Origin of the sequence: Bacillus sp. 2B09 (genome assembly GCF_003946835.1) — a bacterium.
Lineage (GTDB): Bacteria > Bacillota > Bacilli > Bacillales > Bacillaceae > Bacillus > Bacillus altitudinis.
Window position 1 is genome coordinate 22,334 of sequence record NZ_RPSG01000009.1, and the last position, 17,070, is coordinate 39,403.

General features: G+C 41.7%; 12 protein-coding genes. 4 read left to right on the top strand and 8 right to left on the bottom strand.

Translation table 11 applies throughout. The annotated features are described in order from the left end of the window. Window positions 1–17: 17 nt before the first annotated feature. A complete protein-coding gene (locus EBQ12_RS15840; RefSeq protein ID WP_007496845.1) occupies window positions 18–926 on the bottom strand; it encodes a diacylglycerol kinase in 909 nt (302 codons plus the stop codon). 181 nt (window positions 927–1,107) lie between these two features. On the opposite strand from EBQ12_RS15840, the gene EBQ12_RS15845 reads away from it, so the two are divergent. Further along, the gene (locus tag EBQ12_RS15845) at window positions 1,108–2,061 is read left to right on the top strand and encodes a nucleoside hydrolase (protein ID WP_048002028.1); all 954 of its coding nucleotides are present in this window, start codon (window positions 1,108–1,110) and stop codon (window positions 2,059–2,061) included. A gap of 226 nt (window positions 2,062–2,287) precedes the next feature. On the opposite strand, the gene EBQ12_RS15850 is transcribed toward EBQ12_RS15845, so the two are convergent. After that, window positions 2,288–5,506 (bottom strand): efflux RND transporter permease subunit, encoded by a 3,219-nt coding sequence (locus tag EBQ12_RS15850; RefSeq protein ID WP_125590645.1) that lies wholly within the window; start codon window positions 5,504–5,506, stop codon window positions 2,288–2,290. 131 nt (window positions 5,507–5,637) lie between these two features. Here EBQ12_RS15850 and EBQ12_RS15855 point away from each other — a divergent pair, with 131 nt between their 5' ends. Next, window positions 5,638–6,483: a TetR/AcrR family transcriptional regulator gene (locus EBQ12_RS15855; protein WP_035391424.1), complete on the top strand. Its 846-nt coding sequence runs from the start codon at window positions 5,638–5,640 to the stop codon at window positions 6,481–6,483. A gap of 182 nt (window positions 6,484–6,665) precedes the next feature. Here the strand turns inward: EBQ12_RS15855 and gatB are convergent, their stop codons facing one another. Genes gatB through gatC form a run of 3 tightly spaced genes read right to left on the bottom strand, consistent with a single transcriptional unit; the run spans window position 6,666 to window position 9,872 of the window. Then, window positions 6,666–8,096 carry an Asp-tRNA(Asn)/Glu-tRNA(Gln) amidotransferase subunit GatB gene (gene gatB, locus EBQ12_RS15860; protein ID WP_007496855.1) on the bottom strand — a complete coding sequence of 477 codons (1,431 nt, stop codon included), beginning with the start codon at window positions 8,094–8,096 and terminating at the stop codon, window positions 6,666–6,668. A 13-nt stretch (window positions 8,097–8,109) separates the two neighbouring features. Further along, a complete protein-coding gene (gatA, locus tag EBQ12_RS15865) occupies window positions 8,110–9,567 on the bottom strand; it encodes an Asp-tRNA(Asn)/Glu-tRNA(Gln) amidotransferase subunit GatA (RefSeq protein WP_007496857.1) in 1,458 nt (485 codons plus the stop codon). 14 nt (window positions 9,568–9,581) lie between these two features. After that, window positions 9,582–9,872 (bottom strand): Asp-tRNA(Asn)/Glu-tRNA(Gln) amidotransferase subunit GatC, encoded by a 291-nt coding sequence (gene gatC, locus EBQ12_RS15870; RefSeq protein WP_003213898.1) that lies wholly within the window; start codon window positions 9,870–9,872, stop codon window positions 9,582–9,584. A gap of 412 nt (window positions 9,873–10,284) precedes the next feature. Here gatC and putP point away from each other — a divergent pair, with 412 nt between their 5' ends. Both putP and EBQ12_RS15880 read left to right on the top strand, forming a co-directional pair. Continuing rightward, a complete protein-coding gene (gene putP, locus EBQ12_RS15875; RefSeq protein WP_039168534.1) occupies window positions 10,285–11,766 on the top strand; it encodes a sodium/proline symporter PutP in 1,482 nt (493 codons plus the stop codon). Window positions 11,767–11,934: 168 nt separating this feature from the next. Next, entirely contained in the window at window positions 11,935–12,627 is a 693-nt protein-coding gene (locus tag EBQ12_RS15880) for an MgtC/SapB family protein (RefSeq protein ID WP_008344247.1), read from the top strand. Between the two features lie 44 nt (window positions 12,628–12,671). Here EBQ12_RS15880 and EBQ12_RS15885 read toward each other — a convergent pair whose 3' ends face one another. From EBQ12_RS15885 to ligA, 3 genes are all read right to left on the bottom strand, one after another. Beyond that, entirely contained in the window at window positions 12,672–13,679 is a 1,008-nt protein-coding gene (locus EBQ12_RS15885) for a phosphotransferase enzyme family protein (protein ID WP_048002155.1), read from the bottom strand. A 163-nt stretch (window positions 13,680–13,842) separates the two neighbouring features. Continuing rightward, complete coding sequence (locus EBQ12_RS15890; RefSeq protein ID WP_008344253.1) at window positions 13,843–15,030, bottom strand: CamS family sex pheromone protein; 1,188 nt, start codon at window positions 15,028–15,030, stop codon at window positions 13,843–13,845. A 15-nt stretch (window positions 15,031–15,045) separates the two neighbouring features. Next, window positions 15,046–17,052, bottom strand: a complete 2,007-nt coding sequence (ligA, locus tag EBQ12_RS15895) for an NAD-dependent DNA ligase LigA (RefSeq protein WP_007496867.1) — start codon at window positions 17,050–17,052, stop codon at window positions 15,046–15,048. Window positions 17,053–17,070: the final 18 nt, after the last annotated feature.

A 17,070-nucleotide genomic window follows, 5' to 3' on the forward strand; every position in this document is an offset into this window, starting at 1 on the left:
GGAACCAAGTTTAGTCTTCACCCTATTTTTTCAGCTGTTGCTTTTGGCACAATAAATTCAATATGGCGATACAGATTTTCAAATTCACCTGGCAGCATGCCGCCGTATTCACCATCTAAATTCAATTGCATTTTATCTTTTACATCTACCTTCACGCGATTCGCTTTTGCGTAGATGACATTGTTATCATGAATATGCTCGCCTCTGAGTGCAAGGCTGACCACTCGAATGGCTTCTGCTAGATTGACCTTCTTTAGAATGATCAGGTCAAACATCCCATCATCTAGAATGGAATCTGGTGCCAGCTTTTCAAAGCCGCCTACTGAGTTTGTTAGTGAAACAAGAAACAGCATGATTTCTCCATGAAACAATTTGCCGTCATATTCAATTTCGACTTCTGTCGGGCGAATGGAAGGAAGCATCTCCATGCCTTTCAAATAATACGCAAGTTGTCCTAGCATGGTTTTCAGCTTACTAGGCACTTCATAGGTCAGCTCTGTTAATCGGCCGCCTCCCGCAATATTAATGAAATACTGTCCATTCACTTTACCAATATCAAGCGGCTTTGCTACACCATCAATGATGGCATCTGTCGCTTTTAAAATATCTTCTCTTGGAATGCCAAGTGCTCTTGCGAAGTCATTGGTCGTTCCAACTGGAATGATTCCTAATTTTGGTCTTTTTTCAAGCGGCGCTAATCCGTTGACGACTTCATTAATCGTGCCGTCTCCACCAGCTGCTACAATTAAATCAAAGTCTCTCTGTGCGGCTTTTTCGGCTGCTTGTGTTGCATCTCCTGCACATGTCGTCGCATGACAAGATGTTTCATAGCCAGCCTGTTCAAATTTTTGCAAAACCTGCGGTAAATTCTTCTTAAAGAGTTCACGTCCAGATGTCGGATTGTATATAATTCGAGCACGTTTCATTCATCATCATCCTATTATCATTATGCAATCTATTTTCACCACTAACAACCTTTAATTATACTATGAGATTTGAAAATGGCAACAGAACAACCCCCTAATATTTGAAATCTCATGGCACGTTTCCCTGAGCAGATCAACATTCTGATAAGATAAAAGAAAACGATGAAAAGGATGGTATGCCATGAAAAAGCCTGTCTATTTCAACCATGACGGCGGTGTTGATGATCTTGTGTCCTTATTTCTACTTCTTCAAATGGAACACCTGAAAGTGATCGGAATGTCTGTGATTCCTGCTGATTGTTATTTAGAGCCTGCGCTGAGCGCTTCTCAGAAAATTATTGATCGTTTTAGCCCATATGAGATTGAAGTCGCCGCTTCCAATTCTAGAGGTGTGAATCCTTTTCCAAAGGAATGGCGCATGCATGCTTTTTATGTAGATGCCCTGCCGATTTTAAATGAAAAAGGCGCTGTTGATACAAAAGTATCTAAGCTTCCTGCACATCTTCACCTGATTGAAACGGTGAAAAAGTCAACAGAACCTGTTACGCTGCTCTTTACAGGACCGCTCACAGACCTTGCACGCGCCTTAGAAGAAGATCCTTCCATCTCAAATAAAATTGAGAAACTGGTGTGGATGGGCGGCACATTCCTTGAAAAAGGCAATGTCGAAGAACCCGAGCATGATGGAACAGCAGAATGGAATGCTTTTTGGGACCCTTATGCTGTGAGCACCGTATTTCAAGAGCGTTTTCCAATTGAAATGGTCGCACTGGAAAGCACGAATCAAGTCCCGCTCACACTCGATGTCCGTCAACGCTGGGCTTCCCTTCGCTCTCACATCGGGATTGACTTTATTGGACAATGTTATGCCTTTTGTCCGCCTCTCATTCATCACGAAACGAACTCGACTTACTACTTATGGGATGTGCTGACAACGATCACTCTTGCATCCACCTCATTTACCCGTTCAAAAGAAATGAATGCAATTGTTTATACCGAAACACCAAGACAAGGACGTACCGAAGAACATCCAGATGGAAAATTGATTCAAGTCATTGACCACGTCGATCGGGATGCCTTTTTCGAGGCCTTTGAAGAGCTGATGAGAAAAGCGGTTTGTCAGATTTCATCATAAAAAAGCCCCGCTTATTAGCGGGGCTCAGATTGTTGACACAGGACTAAAATGTACTTTTTTAGCCCTGTGTCTTCTTTTCAGCGTGATAGAAAACCTTTGCATTCTAGGAAGAACGAGTACCGGCGCGGAGCGAATTTGACATTCGTGAGCACCAGCACGCAGGATTGACAAAGAATGCGAGGGTTTGTCTACACGCTGAAGCCCCGCTCATTAGCGGGGCTTCCTCTTACTCTTCTTCAGCGTACTTTTTCTTACGTCTAAACTTGCTTAAGATTTCATACACGATTGGCACGATGACCAATGTGAGAAGTGTAGAACTTGTTAAACCGCCAATAACGGTGACGCCAAGTCCTTTTGATACGATCTGACTTCCGCCTTCAAAACCTAATGCGAGTGGCAGCAATGCACCAATTGTCGCAAGTGCCGTCATTAAGATTGGGCGTAATCTTGTTGTACCTGCTTCAAGTAAGGCTTCTCTTGTTGAAAGACCTTCTTTTTCTTTATGAATCACTCGGTCAATCAAGACAATGGCATTTGTTACAACGATTCCGATTAGCATCAGCAATCCAATCATGGCATTTAAGCTGATGGTTTCTTTCGCTACAAACAATCCAACGAGTGCCCCAATAACCGTAAATGGAAGTGAGAACAGAATCGCAAATGGTGCAAGACCTCCGCCAAATGTAATGACGAGAACGAGGTATACAATCGCAATCGCTGCAAGCATTGCGAGTCCTAGCTGTGTAAAGGATTCCTCAATATCCGCACTTACACCGCCTGTATCAATCGTAACGCCAGATTTTAAATCAAGCTTGTCAACTTTCTTCTGGACATCTTGTGTCACACTTGATACGTCGTCTGTTGTCATGTCACCAGATACTTCAGCGTAAATCTTCCCATCACGCTTTGTCACAGTGTTTGCTGTTGTGCCATCTTTCACTTTCACCACATCGCCAATTCGGACTTGTTGTCCTGTTGGTGTTGTGATCTTTTTATTCTCTAGATCTTTTTTACTCTTGTATTCATCTTTTTCCGTTTGAAGCTTCACATCTAGTTCTTTGCCGTCCTCTGTTACTTTCGTCAACGTTGTTTCATTACTTTGAGGAGCGATCGCCTGTGCGATTTGTGAAGCGGTCAAGCCTAGTTTCGCCAGTTTTTCTTGATCTGCATTAAACGTATATTCGTCATACTTCTCAGATAAGCTTGTGCTGACGTTTTTCAAGTTCTTCTCATCTTTTAAAATGTTCTCGACATCTTTGACTGTGCCTTCAATATCACTTGCTTTGTCACCGTACACATAGTACGTCACTGTATTGCTTGCGCCAGCAGAGGAGAAGTCTTGTGATTTCCATTCCCCTTTAGACGTTTTGTCTTGAAGGGCTTTAACCATACGATCTTTTTCTTTATCAAAGTTCGGTGTGTCCTCGTCGTATTGTACGAAGAATAATGCACCGTTAGAATTTCCGCCAACACTTGCTGTCATTGCATTTGAAGAGCCTAATGAATATTGAACCGTATTGACATGATCACGTTTCATTAAGTAATCTTCTGCCTTTTTCGTTTCAGCAATGGCTTGTTCTCTCGTTTGTCCAGGCTCTGGCGTGTATGTCACCATTGCCGTTTTTTCTGCTTCCTGCGGTAAGAAGCTGACACCGACAAGTGGTGCGAGGAATAAGCTTCCGACCAGCATCAGAATCGCAATTCCTGACGTGATCCATTTATGGTTCAATGTCCAATTGAGTACACGTCTATAACCACCAGCAAGTTTGCTTGGTTTGTGTTCTTTTACCTTTTTCGCTTTGCCATACAGGTTCTTTTTAAATAGGCTGTGAGCCATCATTGGAACGATTGTAATGGCGACAAGTAGTGAAGCCATTAGAGCAAACACAATGGTTAATGCAAACGGGATGAATAGTTCACCAATCATTCCACCCACTAGAGCTAATGGCAAGAATACCGCAATTGTGACAATCGTCGAAGACATAATCGGAATAAACATTTCTTTTGTGGCTTCTCTAACGAGTGCTTTGCCTTTTAACGGTTCATCTTTTAACGCCATTCGTCGATAGATGTTTTCTATGACAACAATCGAGTCATCGACAACACGCCCAATGGCGACTGTCATGGCACCAAGTGTCATGATATTTAATGTGATATCTAGCTGATTTAATAATAAAACAGCAATCAACAGGGATAACGGAATGGAGATGACCGAAATTAATGTTGATTTCATATCTCGAAGGAACAACATGATGATAATGATCGCAAAGATTGCTCCGATGATCGCCTTGTTCAGCATTGTGCTGACAGATTCTTTAATCGGCTCTGCTTGATCATATGTCGTGCTGACTTTGATTCCTTTATTGTCTTTTTTGAATGTATCAAGTTCTTTTGTGACTGCTTCTGCTACACTCACTGTGTTGGCATCAGAGCCTTTGACAATTTGCAAACCGATACTGTCTTTTCCGTTCGTTCTAGAAATTGATTCTGCATCTTTCACGACTTTAATATCTGCTATCTCAGAAAGTTTGATCGTCGGCAGCTCTACAGATTGACCGCTTGCTGCACCAGTTTGTTGCTGAGCTGCTGCTTGCTGCTGACTTGCACTTCCAGCCTGTTGATCAGCACCTTGAGCTCCTGCATTTCCTGAGCCGCTAGAAGACGCTCCAGCTCCTGCGCTTCCCGCACCGCCGCTTGCACTTGGTGTGACAGGAATTCGCATGTTTTTCAAATCTTTAACACTTAAAATATTGCCATCCACTACGACTGATTTTTGCTTGTTGCCAAATGTGTATAACCCTAAAGGTACATTGACATCAGAGCCTTTGATCATGTTTTGGACAGTTTCTTCATCTAAACCATATTCCTTCAATTTCTTTTGTTTAAAAGAAAATTCTACTTCTTTGATTTGTTGTCCAGAAGCTTCGACAGACGAGACACCCTCTAAGCTTTGAAGAGAAGGAATAAGGTCATTTTCCACTTTTTGTGTCAGGTCTTGTAATGATTCTTTATCACCGGAGACACTTAGAGCTAAGATTGGAATCGCATTGATGCTAAAACGTGTGATTTTTGGTTTTTCTGCATTTTCTGGAAAATTGATATTGCTAATGGCATCTTCAATTTCCTTCTTTGCTTCATCCATATCTTTATTGTAATCGTACTCGATTTGAATCGATGAGGCATTTTCAAAAGAATTAGAAGTGACCACATTCACCCCATTGAGATTTTGTATCGACTTCTCAATTGGGTCTGTCACCTTATCTGATACTTCGTCCGGCGTTGCGCCAGGATACGTTGTAGAAACCGTAATGACTGGAGTGTTGATATTCGGGATTGATTCTTGTTTCATATTCAATCCGGCATATAGACCAGCAACTGTTACGATAATCGTCATGAGCCATACAGCGAACTTGTTCTTTAATACAAAATTGATGATCGAATTCATTATGTCCTCCATTTTCCTTTATGTATTGACTGACTGGTCATTCTATATCATAATAAACGGTGATATACAATGCCGTCAACCATTTCACTTGCGTTTGACGTAACATTCTAAAGCTGAAGGGGCCTTATTTCATGAACGAAAAAAAAGAAAAAATCATTAAAGCAAGCATTCAGTTGTTTGCGAAAAAAGGTTTTTCTTCTACGACCATTCAGGAAATTGCAGATGAATGTGGAATTTCTAAAGGTGCATTTTATTTGCATTTCAAATCAAAAGAACAGCTTTTCAACAGAGCGTTTGAATATTATATCGACACGTCTATGCAAAGTATTGAAAAGATTCGAAAAGAAAATCAACATCTTGCGCCTAGAGATATCTTTCAGAAACAAATCGCTGAACAGTTCCAGCACTTTGCTGAGAACAAGGATTTTATCATTTTGATCCTCAGCGAGAACATTATTCCGGAAAACCAGCAAATTAAAAAGTATTCCAAAACGGTTAAAAAGCAGATGAATGATGAAATCCAAATTTCTATTTTGACCACGTATGGACAGGAGATCGAACCATACATAACTGACCTGTCAGTCATGATTCAAGGAATCATCCAATCTTATGTGCAGGTACTGCTTTTACAAGATCAGATGCAATTATCATGTGATGAGCTCTCATCCTTTATTCTCGACCGATTTGATGATTTGGTGCATGGGCTTCTCCATTCTCATGCGAAGCCGATTCTAAAGCAAAACATTTGGGATGATGAAGCGCCAAATGCCGCTACTCTTCAAGAAGAGCTTCGATTGTTAAAATCTGAGCATCTGCTTTCGGATGATACCCTTGTATCCATTGAAGTTATTGAAGAAGAATTGGCCAAAAATGAGCCTCGCAAGCCGGTCATTCAAGGGATGCTGACAAATTTAGAAACGTGTGAGGACTCCGCTGTCCAAAGAGCTGTGGAACAATTGAAGCTATTCCTCCAATGACAATACGTGGCGATGTTCACTTTAGTTCACCTTTATCCCCTTCGAATATGTGCTAAAGCTTATGCTTCATTATAAAAAAAGAACCATTGAATTGATATACGGCGGTGGTCTGAATCTGTGATAAGACCCTGTCATATCCATCAACAAAAAAACCGCCTCAATGAAGAGGCGGTTTTTGCGATTTATCGTTTTTTAATTTCTTCAAGAAGAATCTTGTTGACCATCGGTGGGTTTGCTTGTCCCTTCGATGCTTTCATGATTTGTCCGACTAAGAAACCAATTGCGCGGTCTTTTCCATTTTTGAAGTCTTCAATGGATTGCGGGTTGTTATCAAGAGCTTCTGTGACAAGTTTGAGCAGTGCACCTTCGTCAGAAATTTGGACAAGTCCTTTTTCTTTGACGATTGTTTCTGCGTCGCCCCCATTTTCGATAAGCTCTTTGAATACCTTTTTGGCAATTTTAGAAGAAATCGTTCCTTTTTCGATAAGCTTGATCATACCAGCCAGTCCTTGCGGCGTTAGCTTCGTATCTTCCAGCTCTTTTTGGGCCGAGTTTAAGTACGCAGATACTTCACCCATGAGCCAGTTTGATGCTTGCTTCGCTTCTGCACCTTCTGAAATGGTCGCTTCAAAGAAATCAGACATTTCTTTTGTCAGCGTCAGTACCATTGCGTCATATGCAGGAAGTCCTAGTTCATCAATGTAGCGTTTGCGGCGCTCGTCTGGAAGCTCTGGAATGGATGCTCTTACACGTTCTTTCCACTCGTCATCAATATACAGCTCCACCAAATCTGGTTCTGGGAAGTAACGGTAATCATCAGAACCTTCTTTGACACGCATGAGGATCGTCTTTTTAGACGCCTCGTCATAGCGGCGAGTTTCTTGTTCGATCAAGCCGCCAGAAAGCAATACTTGCTCTTGACGTTTTTCTTCAAACTCAAGACCTTTTTGGACGAAAGCAAATGAGTTTAAGTTCTTCAGCTCTGTTTTTGTTCCAAACTCTTCACGACCGATTGGACGAAGAGAAATGTTGGCATCACAACGTAGTGAGCCTTCTTCCATCTTACAGTCAGAAACGCCTGTATATTGAATAATGGATTTTAATTTTTCTAAGTAAGCATACGCTTCTTCTGGCGTACGAATGTCAGGCTCAGATACGATTTCAACAAGTGGTGTACCTTGACGGTTGAAATCGACGAGTGAATAACCGTCGCCTGTGTGCGTCAGTTTTCCTGCATCCTCTTCCAAATGAAGACGTGTAATACCAATTCGTTTTGTCTTGCCGTCTACTTCAATTTCAATCCAGCCGTTTTCACCGATCGGTTTATCAAATTGAGAAATTTGATACGCTTTTGGGTTATCAGGATAGAAATAGTTTTTACGGTCAAATTTTGTATCAGTTGCAATCTCACAGTTCAGTGCCATTGCTGCTTTCATCGCAAAGTTCACCGCTTCTTTGTTCAGCACAGGCAGTACGCCTGGATAACCAAGATCGATGACACTTGTTTGCGTATTGGCAGCCGCACCAAAAGGCGTCGGTGAGCTTGAGAAAATTTTTGATTGTGTTTTGAGCTCTACGTGGACTTCAAGTCCAATTACCGTTTCAAAGTTCATTCTGATTCACCCCTTACAGTTCAGGTTTTGCTTTATGATGATCTGTTGCTTGTTCGAAAGCGTGAGCCACGCGGTAAACGGTTCCTTCATCAAAGTGTTTACCGATGATTTGCAGTCCTAACGGAAGACCATTTGCAAATCCACAAGGCACACTGATTCCTGGGACGCCTGCAAGGTTAACAGGGATCGTTAAAATGTCGTTTGCATACATCGTCAGTGGATCGCTTGTCTTTTCACCAATGTTAAATGCCGGAGTTGGTGTTGTTGGTCCTACAATGACATCATACTTTTCGAAAACATCTTCAAAGTCTTTTTTGATCAGCGTACGGACTTTTTGCGCCTTTTTATAGTATGCATCGTAATATCCTGAGCTTAGAGCGAATGTGCCAAGCATGATGCGGCGTTTGACTTCGTCTCCAAAGCCTTCAGAACGGGTATTTTTATATAAATCAATCAGGTTGTCTGCATTGTCTGTACGGTAGCCATAGCGAATACCGTCAAAACGCGCAAGGTTTGCAGATGCTTCTGAAGATGAAAGCAAGTAGTAAGTCGCAAGCGCATATTTAGAATGCGGAAGAGACACTTCTTCCCATGTCGCACCAAGTCCTTCTAATACTTTCAACGCTTGAAGAACAGACTCTTTTGCTTCTTCGCCAACACCTTCGCCAAGATATTCTTTTGGCACAGCGATTTTCAAACCTTTGATGTCGCCAGTTAATGAAGAAAGAAAATCTGGGACATCGACATTTGCACTCGTTGCGTCCATTTGATCAACACCAGAAATCGCTTGAAGAACATATGCGTTGTCCTCAACATTACGCGTAATCGGCCCAATTTGATCTAATGATGAAGCAAATGCGATTAAACCGTATCTAGATACACGGCCATACGTTGGTTTAAGACCAACAACACCACAGAATGATGCCGGCTGGCGAATGGAGCCGCCTGTATCCGATCCAAGAGAGAATGGTACTTCTCCAGCTGCAACAGATGCTGCTGATCCACCACTTGACCCACCTGGAACTGTGTTTAAATTCCACGGGTTCTTCGTTGCTTTGAAGCCCGAGTTCTCCGTAGAAGATCCCATCGCAAATTCGTCCATGTTTAATTTACCGATTGTGACAGCTTCCGCTTCTCTTAAGCGGTTCACAACGGTTGCATCGTAAATAGGATCGAAGTTTTGCAAGATTTTACTTGATGCCGTTGTACGTAAATCTTTCGTCACGATGTTATCTTTGACACCGATCGGCATACCGAACAATAGACCAAGCTCGTCCTTTTCACCAACGGCCTCGTCCAATTCTTTTGCGTACGCACGTGCTTTCTCTTCGTCCAGCGCTAGGAATGCTTGTACTTTCCCGTCTACTTCATGGATTCGTTTGTAAGACTCGTCCACTAGATCAGAAACAGACAGTTCCTTTTTATGTAAAAGCTCTTTTAATTCAGAAATTTTGTGGTCAAACAGTGACATGCCTCAGGCCTCCTTTAGTCCAAAATTGATGGCACACGAATATAGCCGTCTTTATGATCAGGCGCGTTTTTAATGACTGCCTCAATGGAAAGACCTTTATTCGGAACATCTTCTCTCATGACGTTTTTCATTTTTAATACGTGTGTTGTTGGTTCAACGTTTTCCGTATCTACCTCGTTTAACTGCTCTGCAAATGAAATGATGCTATCAAGCTGTTCTGTAAACATCTCAGCTTCTTCTTCTGTAATCGCAAGCCGTGCCAAATGCGCAACATGCTTTACTTCTTCTATTGAAATTCTTGACATGCAGGTTCACCTCCAAAAATGATACGTGTTCGTGGTCATGATCATAAGTCATATACACTTTATCATATCAAATTTTACTGTTCTAAAGCAACTTTACGAGGACGCCTAGAAAGGCTTTGTCCACCAATATGTCATTGTGGTGCAGCCAGTGTCTAAAATATTCATCAAGTTGACTTTTTATTTTTCAGAAAATTTTTTCTTTTATTTAATTTAGTAAGCGCTTACATATAGACGCTTATCACGCATACACGTATTTTTTTTGTCTGATGAGGATGTTTAAGAAGGTTGATCACTTGGGAATACTCTGATAGGTTAAGTAACCATAGCAGTGAGCAGACAGTTCAATAGGCTGTTCTTTGTATATTTTGATTGAGGTGATGTCAAATTAATACGAAAAAGGTGATATGGAAACATGAGTATTGAGATTGTAATTTCTCTATCTATTTATTTTATTGGAATGCTTGCCATTGGCTGGTATGCATTCAGAAAAACAAACGACTTGAATGATTATATGTTAGGCGGACGCGGGTTAGGTCCTTATGTAACGGCTCTATCTGCTGGTGCAGCTGATATGAGTGGGTGGATGCTGATGGGGCTTCCAGGCGCTATGTATACAACTGGTCTTTCATCTGGATGGCTTGCTGTTGGTTTAATTAGTGGGGCTTACTTAAACTATCTATTCCTAGCGCCACGATTGAGATCGTATACAGAAGTTGCTGATGATGCGATTACCATTCCAGACTTTTTTGACAAACGGTTTAAAGACTCATCTACTTTATTGAAAGCCGTCTCAGCTGTCATCATTATGATTTTCTTTACGCTTTACACCTCATCAGGTATGGTATCAGGCGGACGCTTATTTGAATCAGCGTTTGGTGCTCATTATATGTTTGGTTTAATCTTAACTTCTAGTATCGTGATTTTGTACACACTATTCGGCGGCTTTTTGGCAGTTAGTTTAACTGATTTTGTTCAAGGAGCTATTATGTTTTTAGCATTAGTGCTCGTGCCGATCGTTGCCTTTACTCAATTAGGTGGACCTGTTGCCACATTCAATGATATTCAACAGATTGACCCTAAATTGCTTGATATTTTTAGAGGAACGAGCGTCATTGGCATTATTTCCTTCCTCGCTTGGGGACTCGGTTACTTTGGACAGCCGCACATTATTGTTCGCTTTATGGCGATTACGACTGTAAAAGATTTAAAGCCAGCACGTCGTATCGGTATGAGCTGGATGATTGTGTCTGTCATTGGTTCACTATCTGTCGGTTTAGTCGGCGTAGCGTATGTTCATGAAACAAGCACCACTTTGGCAGACCCAGAAACCATCTTTATTGTGTTTTCTAAAGTGTTATTCCATCCATATATTACTGGATTTTTACTTTCTGCCATTTTAGCTGCGATTATGAGTTCAATTTCTTCTCAGCTGCTTGTCACTGCAAGTGCGATGACAGAGGATTTATACCGTACGTTCTTTAGAAGAAAAGCCTCTGACAAAGAACTTGTGATGATTGGACGTATCTCTGTACTAGTCGTAGCGATTGTTGCCATTGGTCTCTCTCTAAACCCAAGTGATACGATTCTTGACCTTGTCGGTTATGCTTGGGCTGGATTTGGATCTTCATTCGGTCCCGTCATCTTGTTATGTCTATACTGGAAACGAATGAATCATCATGGCGCTTTAGCCGGAATGATTGTTGGGGCTGTTGTCGTTCTCGTTTGGATTTCAACAGGCTTAAACAACACGACTGGATTGTACGAAATGGTTCCTGGATTTATTTTAAGTGGTTTGACTGCTATTATTGTCAGCCTCTTAACAAATAAACCGTCTAAAGCTTCTAAAAAGCTGTTTAGCAAAATGGAAGACCATCTCGAAGAAGAAACAAAATAACTAGACATGAGGAGTCATCTGCATTATGCGGATGACTCTCTTTATTTTTAAATAAAATGCTTTTCTTTCTCCCGTTTCTGAATAAAATAGAAGTTGTGCAGCCATATGGGCTGTGAGAAGATCATATACATGATGTGAAACGTACATGAAGTGAAAGGAGCGATACGCATGTTTTGGACAATTGAATGGGATACGGTCTTAAAATTAGCCGTTGCCACCTTAATCGGTTTGATCATCGGTCTTGAACGCGAACTTAAGAAAAAGCCGCTTGGGCTGAAAACGTGTATTGTCATTGCTGTCAGCTCCTGCGTATTAACCATCATCAGCATTGATGCAGCCTACAATTTCCCTCGAGTCTCTAAGCTTCAAATGGACCCACTCAGGTTACCGGCGCAAATTATATCTGGTGTTGGTTTTATTGGAGCAGGTGTGATTCTTCGCAAAAGCAATGACGTCATCTCAGGTCTTACGACATCTGCGATGATTTGGGGAGCAGCAGGACTTGGGGTTGCAACAGGTGCAGGTTTTTATAAAGAAGCCTTCCTCAGTCTTTTCTTTATTCTTGTCAGTGTGGAATTTTTACCTTGGCTCTTCCAGCGGATTGGACCCATTCGCTTACAGGAAAAAGAAATCCGCATCAGAATGTCACTTTCTGACCGAAACCGCATGACAGAAATTTTAAAAGAAATGAAAGCACTCAATATTCGTATTCATTCTGTACGTATTGATGATTTAAAGGAAAAAGACTATCCGATCATGGAAGTACGTGTTCGCGTACATAAAGACCGCTATACAACCGATGTGTACTTTGATATTAAAGATTTAGAAGGCGTTGTTGGTGTGAAGTGTGATACGGTTTAGGATCAAAAGCCCCTTGCTATGTGAAACAGCAAGGGGCTTTTGATTTATGTTGTTAGCTGATGAAAGTCAAAAGGCGTAATTGGGGTTTTGTCCTCAATCTCCTTTCGAAAACGCGCCAGCATGGCACTTTCGTCAGCACTTAGTGTTCGGAGATCAAATGCTTGATGTAAAAGCCCATAAATAAGCATATGACGCAGCATAAGGAAATCTGGTATTGTCGCCAGCCATGCGTCATCAAGCTCATTCTCCTGTCGATAGCCTTTGAGAAAATGGCTCATAAATTCACCCGTAAATTCAGCTTTATCCTCATACGGAATCACCGGATACCAAAGAACGTTGTATAGCAAAATGCTCATATCGTTGATAAACCAGTGATACCCACAATCATCAAAATCAAATGCAATGATTTCTCCATGATGATAATGGAAGTTCCCGTGATGTAAATCCGCATGCACCAGTCCATAGACATCCTTGGATATTCGGAGCTGGTGAAGCTTTTGCATCAGTTCATCTTTTCTCTGCAACACAACCGTTTGATCAGAAGGAATATACGTTTCAAGCTTTAATTGCTCCTCCTCATACCACTCTTGACGCTTATAGCGAGGATCTTTCACTTGATATTGTTTAGTCGTTTGATGCATACGCCCTGTATAGGCTCCTAACGCTTGAAACAACTGTCCATTCCAATCTGCTTCGGTCACTTTTCTGCCAGGCGCCTTTTCGTACACTCTCAGCAAAAAAGCGCCTCCTGCTTGATCGGGAATCGCTTCAACATCTTTTCCTCTTGCGGATAAAATCGGTTTAGCTACTGAGATTCCATGTTGAGATAAGTACCGAATCCAGTCCATTTCTCCGAAAATATATGTGCGGGAGCGGCGAATGGTATGGGTAATTTTCAATATATAACTCGCCCCTTTTTCATCCGTATATTCATACACATAATTTTCTGCATCGGCTAGAAATATGACCTGTTCTGGCTGAAAATGATAGAGTAGAGCCGCTTTCTTTAAGACCATTTGTTCATCGTATCGTGCTTTTACTTCTTTATGCATGCTGATTCTCCTTTTATCGTCTTTTTACTTATACATGACGGTAATCAGCATTTTTATGAGCATCAACATACCTGCCTTTCCTTTTGATTTCCTCACATTCTTTGACAAAAGTTGAAAGATTCCTCTAATTAGAAATAAAAAACCGCCAAAAGGCGGTTTTTATTTAGTCATATATATGGACCGTTGGTTCTTTGTCTTCTGCATTTTTTGTGATGAGGGCTTCTTGCTGATCAGAAGAGGTGATGTTGATTTCTATATTGGTGCTCTTATAGTAATCCATGACTTCACCTGTTAAGTATTGCGTGAATGCCACGACTTCTGTTTTTCCGTAGAATTGCATTGGAATTTCTACTTTCATTTTTTGCAAGTTCCCGTTTTTATAGAAACCTTTGCCTACCACACCTGTGTAATTCGGGAAGTAGTCTTCTACCTTTGTCTTGAAGCGGTCAAATCGCTCTGAATCATCTTTGTAGCTGCTCTTGGCATTATCTGAAGGGAAGAAGACATTCTCTTCTTTAATCGTATCCCAACTGCCAATATCAGCTGATCCTGCTTTTACATCAGTTTTAGCGATGAAGTTTCCTGGAACAATAGATGATTTTGGTGCTTGTTTATAAAGGGCAATCATGACTGGGACTTTTTGCAGTCCGTCCATTTGACGAAGTCGTTTAATGACTTGTTCCGCAATTTTTTCGCCCTCTGCTAAAAGTTTCTTTGAATTTTTCGATGAATCGATGGTCACCTCTTGCTGAGGATCCCCGATATTTTCGCGATAATAATAGACAGAGTTAAGCGCAAGACCGATGACAACCCCGCCAAGCTGTAAGCTATTTTTATCTTTTCTGATTAAGTAATTATGTTCTAGCATGGAAGCTAAGTAGATTGGACTATTTTCATTTTTTGACTTTGTTGAACCTGAGTTTGGAAGAGCAGGGTTTAAGCCTAAGTTCTTAAAGTCTTTGTCTTCTTTTTCAGCTTTTTTCAGATCACTGCCTGTTTTTTTACGGGCAAGCCAGCTGAGAACAGTATCTTCATCTAAATGCTGTCCTTCTTGGAACAGATAGTCGTTTGTATTGAATGATTCTGTTGCCAGGCGCATGAGTCCTGTTTCAAATTCATCAATGTCTAAGCGTGTATTGAGACGCTCTGCTGTTAGTCCTCTTGCCGCTCCTTGTTTAAACGGCAGCACCATTTTGTAATAGGAATCAGAGATGTTGTACATTGGGATGATCGCTGTTTCTTTCGTTTCATCCGTTTTTTGTGTGACCTCTTCCTCATCCTTTCCCCCAAAAGGTGCACACGCTGACAATACCAGTGTGAGCATTGTCAGCAGCAATAGCAACTTTTTCAATAGAAAACACTCCTCTTATTTCTTTAGCTCCTCGAGCATTTTGGCTTCGTCCCAAATTTCAATATTGAGTTCTTCTGCCTTTGTCAGCTTACTTCCAGCTGCTTCGCCGGCAATGACTAAGTCTGTTTTTTTACTTACGCTACCTGCTAACTTGCCGCCTAATGCTTCGATCGCTGCCTTTGCATCATTACGAGACATTTCTTCTAATTTCCCCGTCAGCACAATGGTTTTTCCTGCAAAGTAGGAATCACTTTCTTCTACTTTCACCGGTTTTGGCCCTGTGTAGGTCATATTGACCCCAAGTTCTTTTAGTTCATTTAGCAGATCTAGTATTTCTTCTTTCTCAAAGTACGTGACGACTGCATCGGCCATTTTTTCACCAATTTCATCTACTTCAAGTAATTGTTCTTTCGTTGCTTGTTTTAACTGATCGATATCCTCAAAGTGCATGGCCAACGTCTTCGCTGCTTTAGAACCAATAAATCGAATACCAAGTCCAAATAATAACCGTTCAAGAGAGTTTTCTTTCGATTGCTCGATCGAACGCAGTAAATTATCGACTGACTTTTCGCCCATTCGTTCTAGCTGAATCAACTCTTCTTTTGTTAAACGGTAAAGGTCTGATACACGAGAGACAAGCTGTTCTTTGAAAAGTTGTGTAATGACTCGCTCGCCTAGCCCATCAATATTCATCGCATTACGAGACACAAAGTGAATGAGTCCTTCACGTATTTGAGCGGGGCATTGTGGATTGATGCACCGCAGCGCAACTTCTCCTTCAATTCTGACCAGCTCACTATGACACTCTGGACATTCAGTCGGCATGTGAAACGGCTTTTCTTCTCCTGTTCGCTGATCAACAAGAACCCCTGCAACCTCTGGGATAATATCGCCCGCTTTTTTGACAATCACTTGATCAAAAAGGCGGATATCCTTCTCTTTGATCAAATCTTCATTATGAAGAGAAGCACGTTGCACTGTCGTTCCTGCCACTTTTACAGGCTCAAGAATCGCTGTTGGGGTGATGACGCCAGTACGCCCCACACTTAGTTCAATATCAATCAGCTTCGTCACGACTTCTTCGGCCGGAAATTTGTACGCAACAGCCCAGCGTGGACTTTTTGCTGTGAAGCCTAGTTCTTCTTGCTGAGCCAATGAATTGACTTTAATGACAATGCCATCGATTTCGTATGAGAAATCAGCACGCTTTGTTTTCAGTGTTTCAATGAGGTCGATCACTTCTTCAATGGTTTGGCACATCCGTCTTTCTTTGTTCGTTTTAAAGCCAAGCTCATCGAGAAGATCAAGTCCTGCGCTTTGCGTTTCAACACCAATTTCATCAAGCTCCGCTATACTGTAGACGAAGATATCAAGGTTTCGTTTCGCTGCAATTTTCGTATCGAGCTGACGAAGTGAGCCAGCAGCCGCATTACGCGGGTTCGCAAACGGCTCTTCTTCGTTTTGTAATCTTTTTTCGTTAAGGGCTTCAAAAGAAGGTTTTGGCATAAATGCCTCGCCTCTCACTTCAATCGACAGAGGCCGATTGATTTTGAGCGGGATGGAACGAATGGTTTTGAGGTTCTCGGTAATATCCTCACCTGTTGTCCCATCACCCCGCGTGGCACCCCGGACAAACACGCCATTTTCATAACGGAGAGAAACAGCGAGTCCGTCAATTTTCAGCTCGACATTGTAAGCGACGTCGTCACCGACTGCTTGACGAACCCGGCGGTCAAAATCAAGAAGGTCCTGTTCATGAAACGCATTGCCGAGACTAAGCATCGGTGTACCGTGACGTACTTTTTGGAAGGCGTCTAAAACAGCACCTCCTACTCTTTGCGAGGGTGAATCCGCTGCTTTTAAATCAGGGTATTCTTCCTCCAGAGAGATCAGCTCACGCATCCGCGCATCATATTCAGCGTCAGGAACACTTGGACGATCCAGTGTGTGATATTCGTAGTTGTATTGATTCAAAATCTGGTGTAGTTCCTCGATCCGGCGTTTCGCTGCTTCTTTATCCATCTGCTTCTTCCTTTCACT

Excerpts from the sequence above, each read along its gene's own strand:
- putP (WP_039168534.1), top strand. The coding sequence starts at position 10,285 with ATGAGTATTGAGATTGTAATTTCTCTATCTATTTATTTTATTGGAATG.
- gatB (WP_007496855.1), bottom strand. The coding sequence starts at position 8,096 with ATGAACTTTGAAACGGTAATTGGACTTGAAGTCCACGTAGAGCTCAAA.
- EBQ12_RS15845 (WP_048002028.1), top strand. The coding sequence starts at position 1,108 with ATGAAAAAGCCTGTCTATTTCAACCATGACGGCGGTGTTGATGATCTT.
- EBQ12_RS15880 (WP_008344247.1), top strand. The coding sequence starts at position 11,935 with ATGTTTTGGACAATTGAATGGGATACGGTCTTAAAATTAGCCGTTGCC.
- EBQ12_RS15855 (WP_035391424.1), top strand. The coding sequence starts at position 5,638 with ATGAACGAAAAAAAAGAAAAAATCATTAAAGCAAGCATTCAGTTGTTT.
- gatC (WP_003213898.1), bottom strand. The coding sequence starts at position 9,872 with ATGTCAAGAATTTCAATAGAAGAAGTAAAGCATGTTGCGCATTTGGCA.
- gatA (WP_007496857.1), bottom strand. The coding sequence starts at position 9,567 with ATGTCACTGTTTGACCACAAAATTTCTGAATTAAAAGAGCTTTTACAT.
- EBQ12_RS15885 (WP_048002155.1), bottom strand. The coding sequence starts at position 13,679 with ATGCATAAAGAAGTAAAAGCACGATACGATGAACAAATGGTCTTAAAG.
- ligA (WP_007496867.1), bottom strand. The coding sequence starts at position 17,052 with ATGGATAAAGAAGCAGCGAAACGCCGGATCGAGGAACTACACCAGATT.
- EBQ12_RS15840 (WP_007496845.1), bottom strand. The coding sequence starts at position 926 with ATGAAACGTGCTCGAATTATATACAATCCGACATCTGGACGTGAACTC.
- EBQ12_RS15850 (WP_125590645.1), bottom strand. The coding sequence starts at position 5,506 with ATGAATTCGATCATCAATTTTGTATTAAAGAACAAGTTCGCTGTATGG.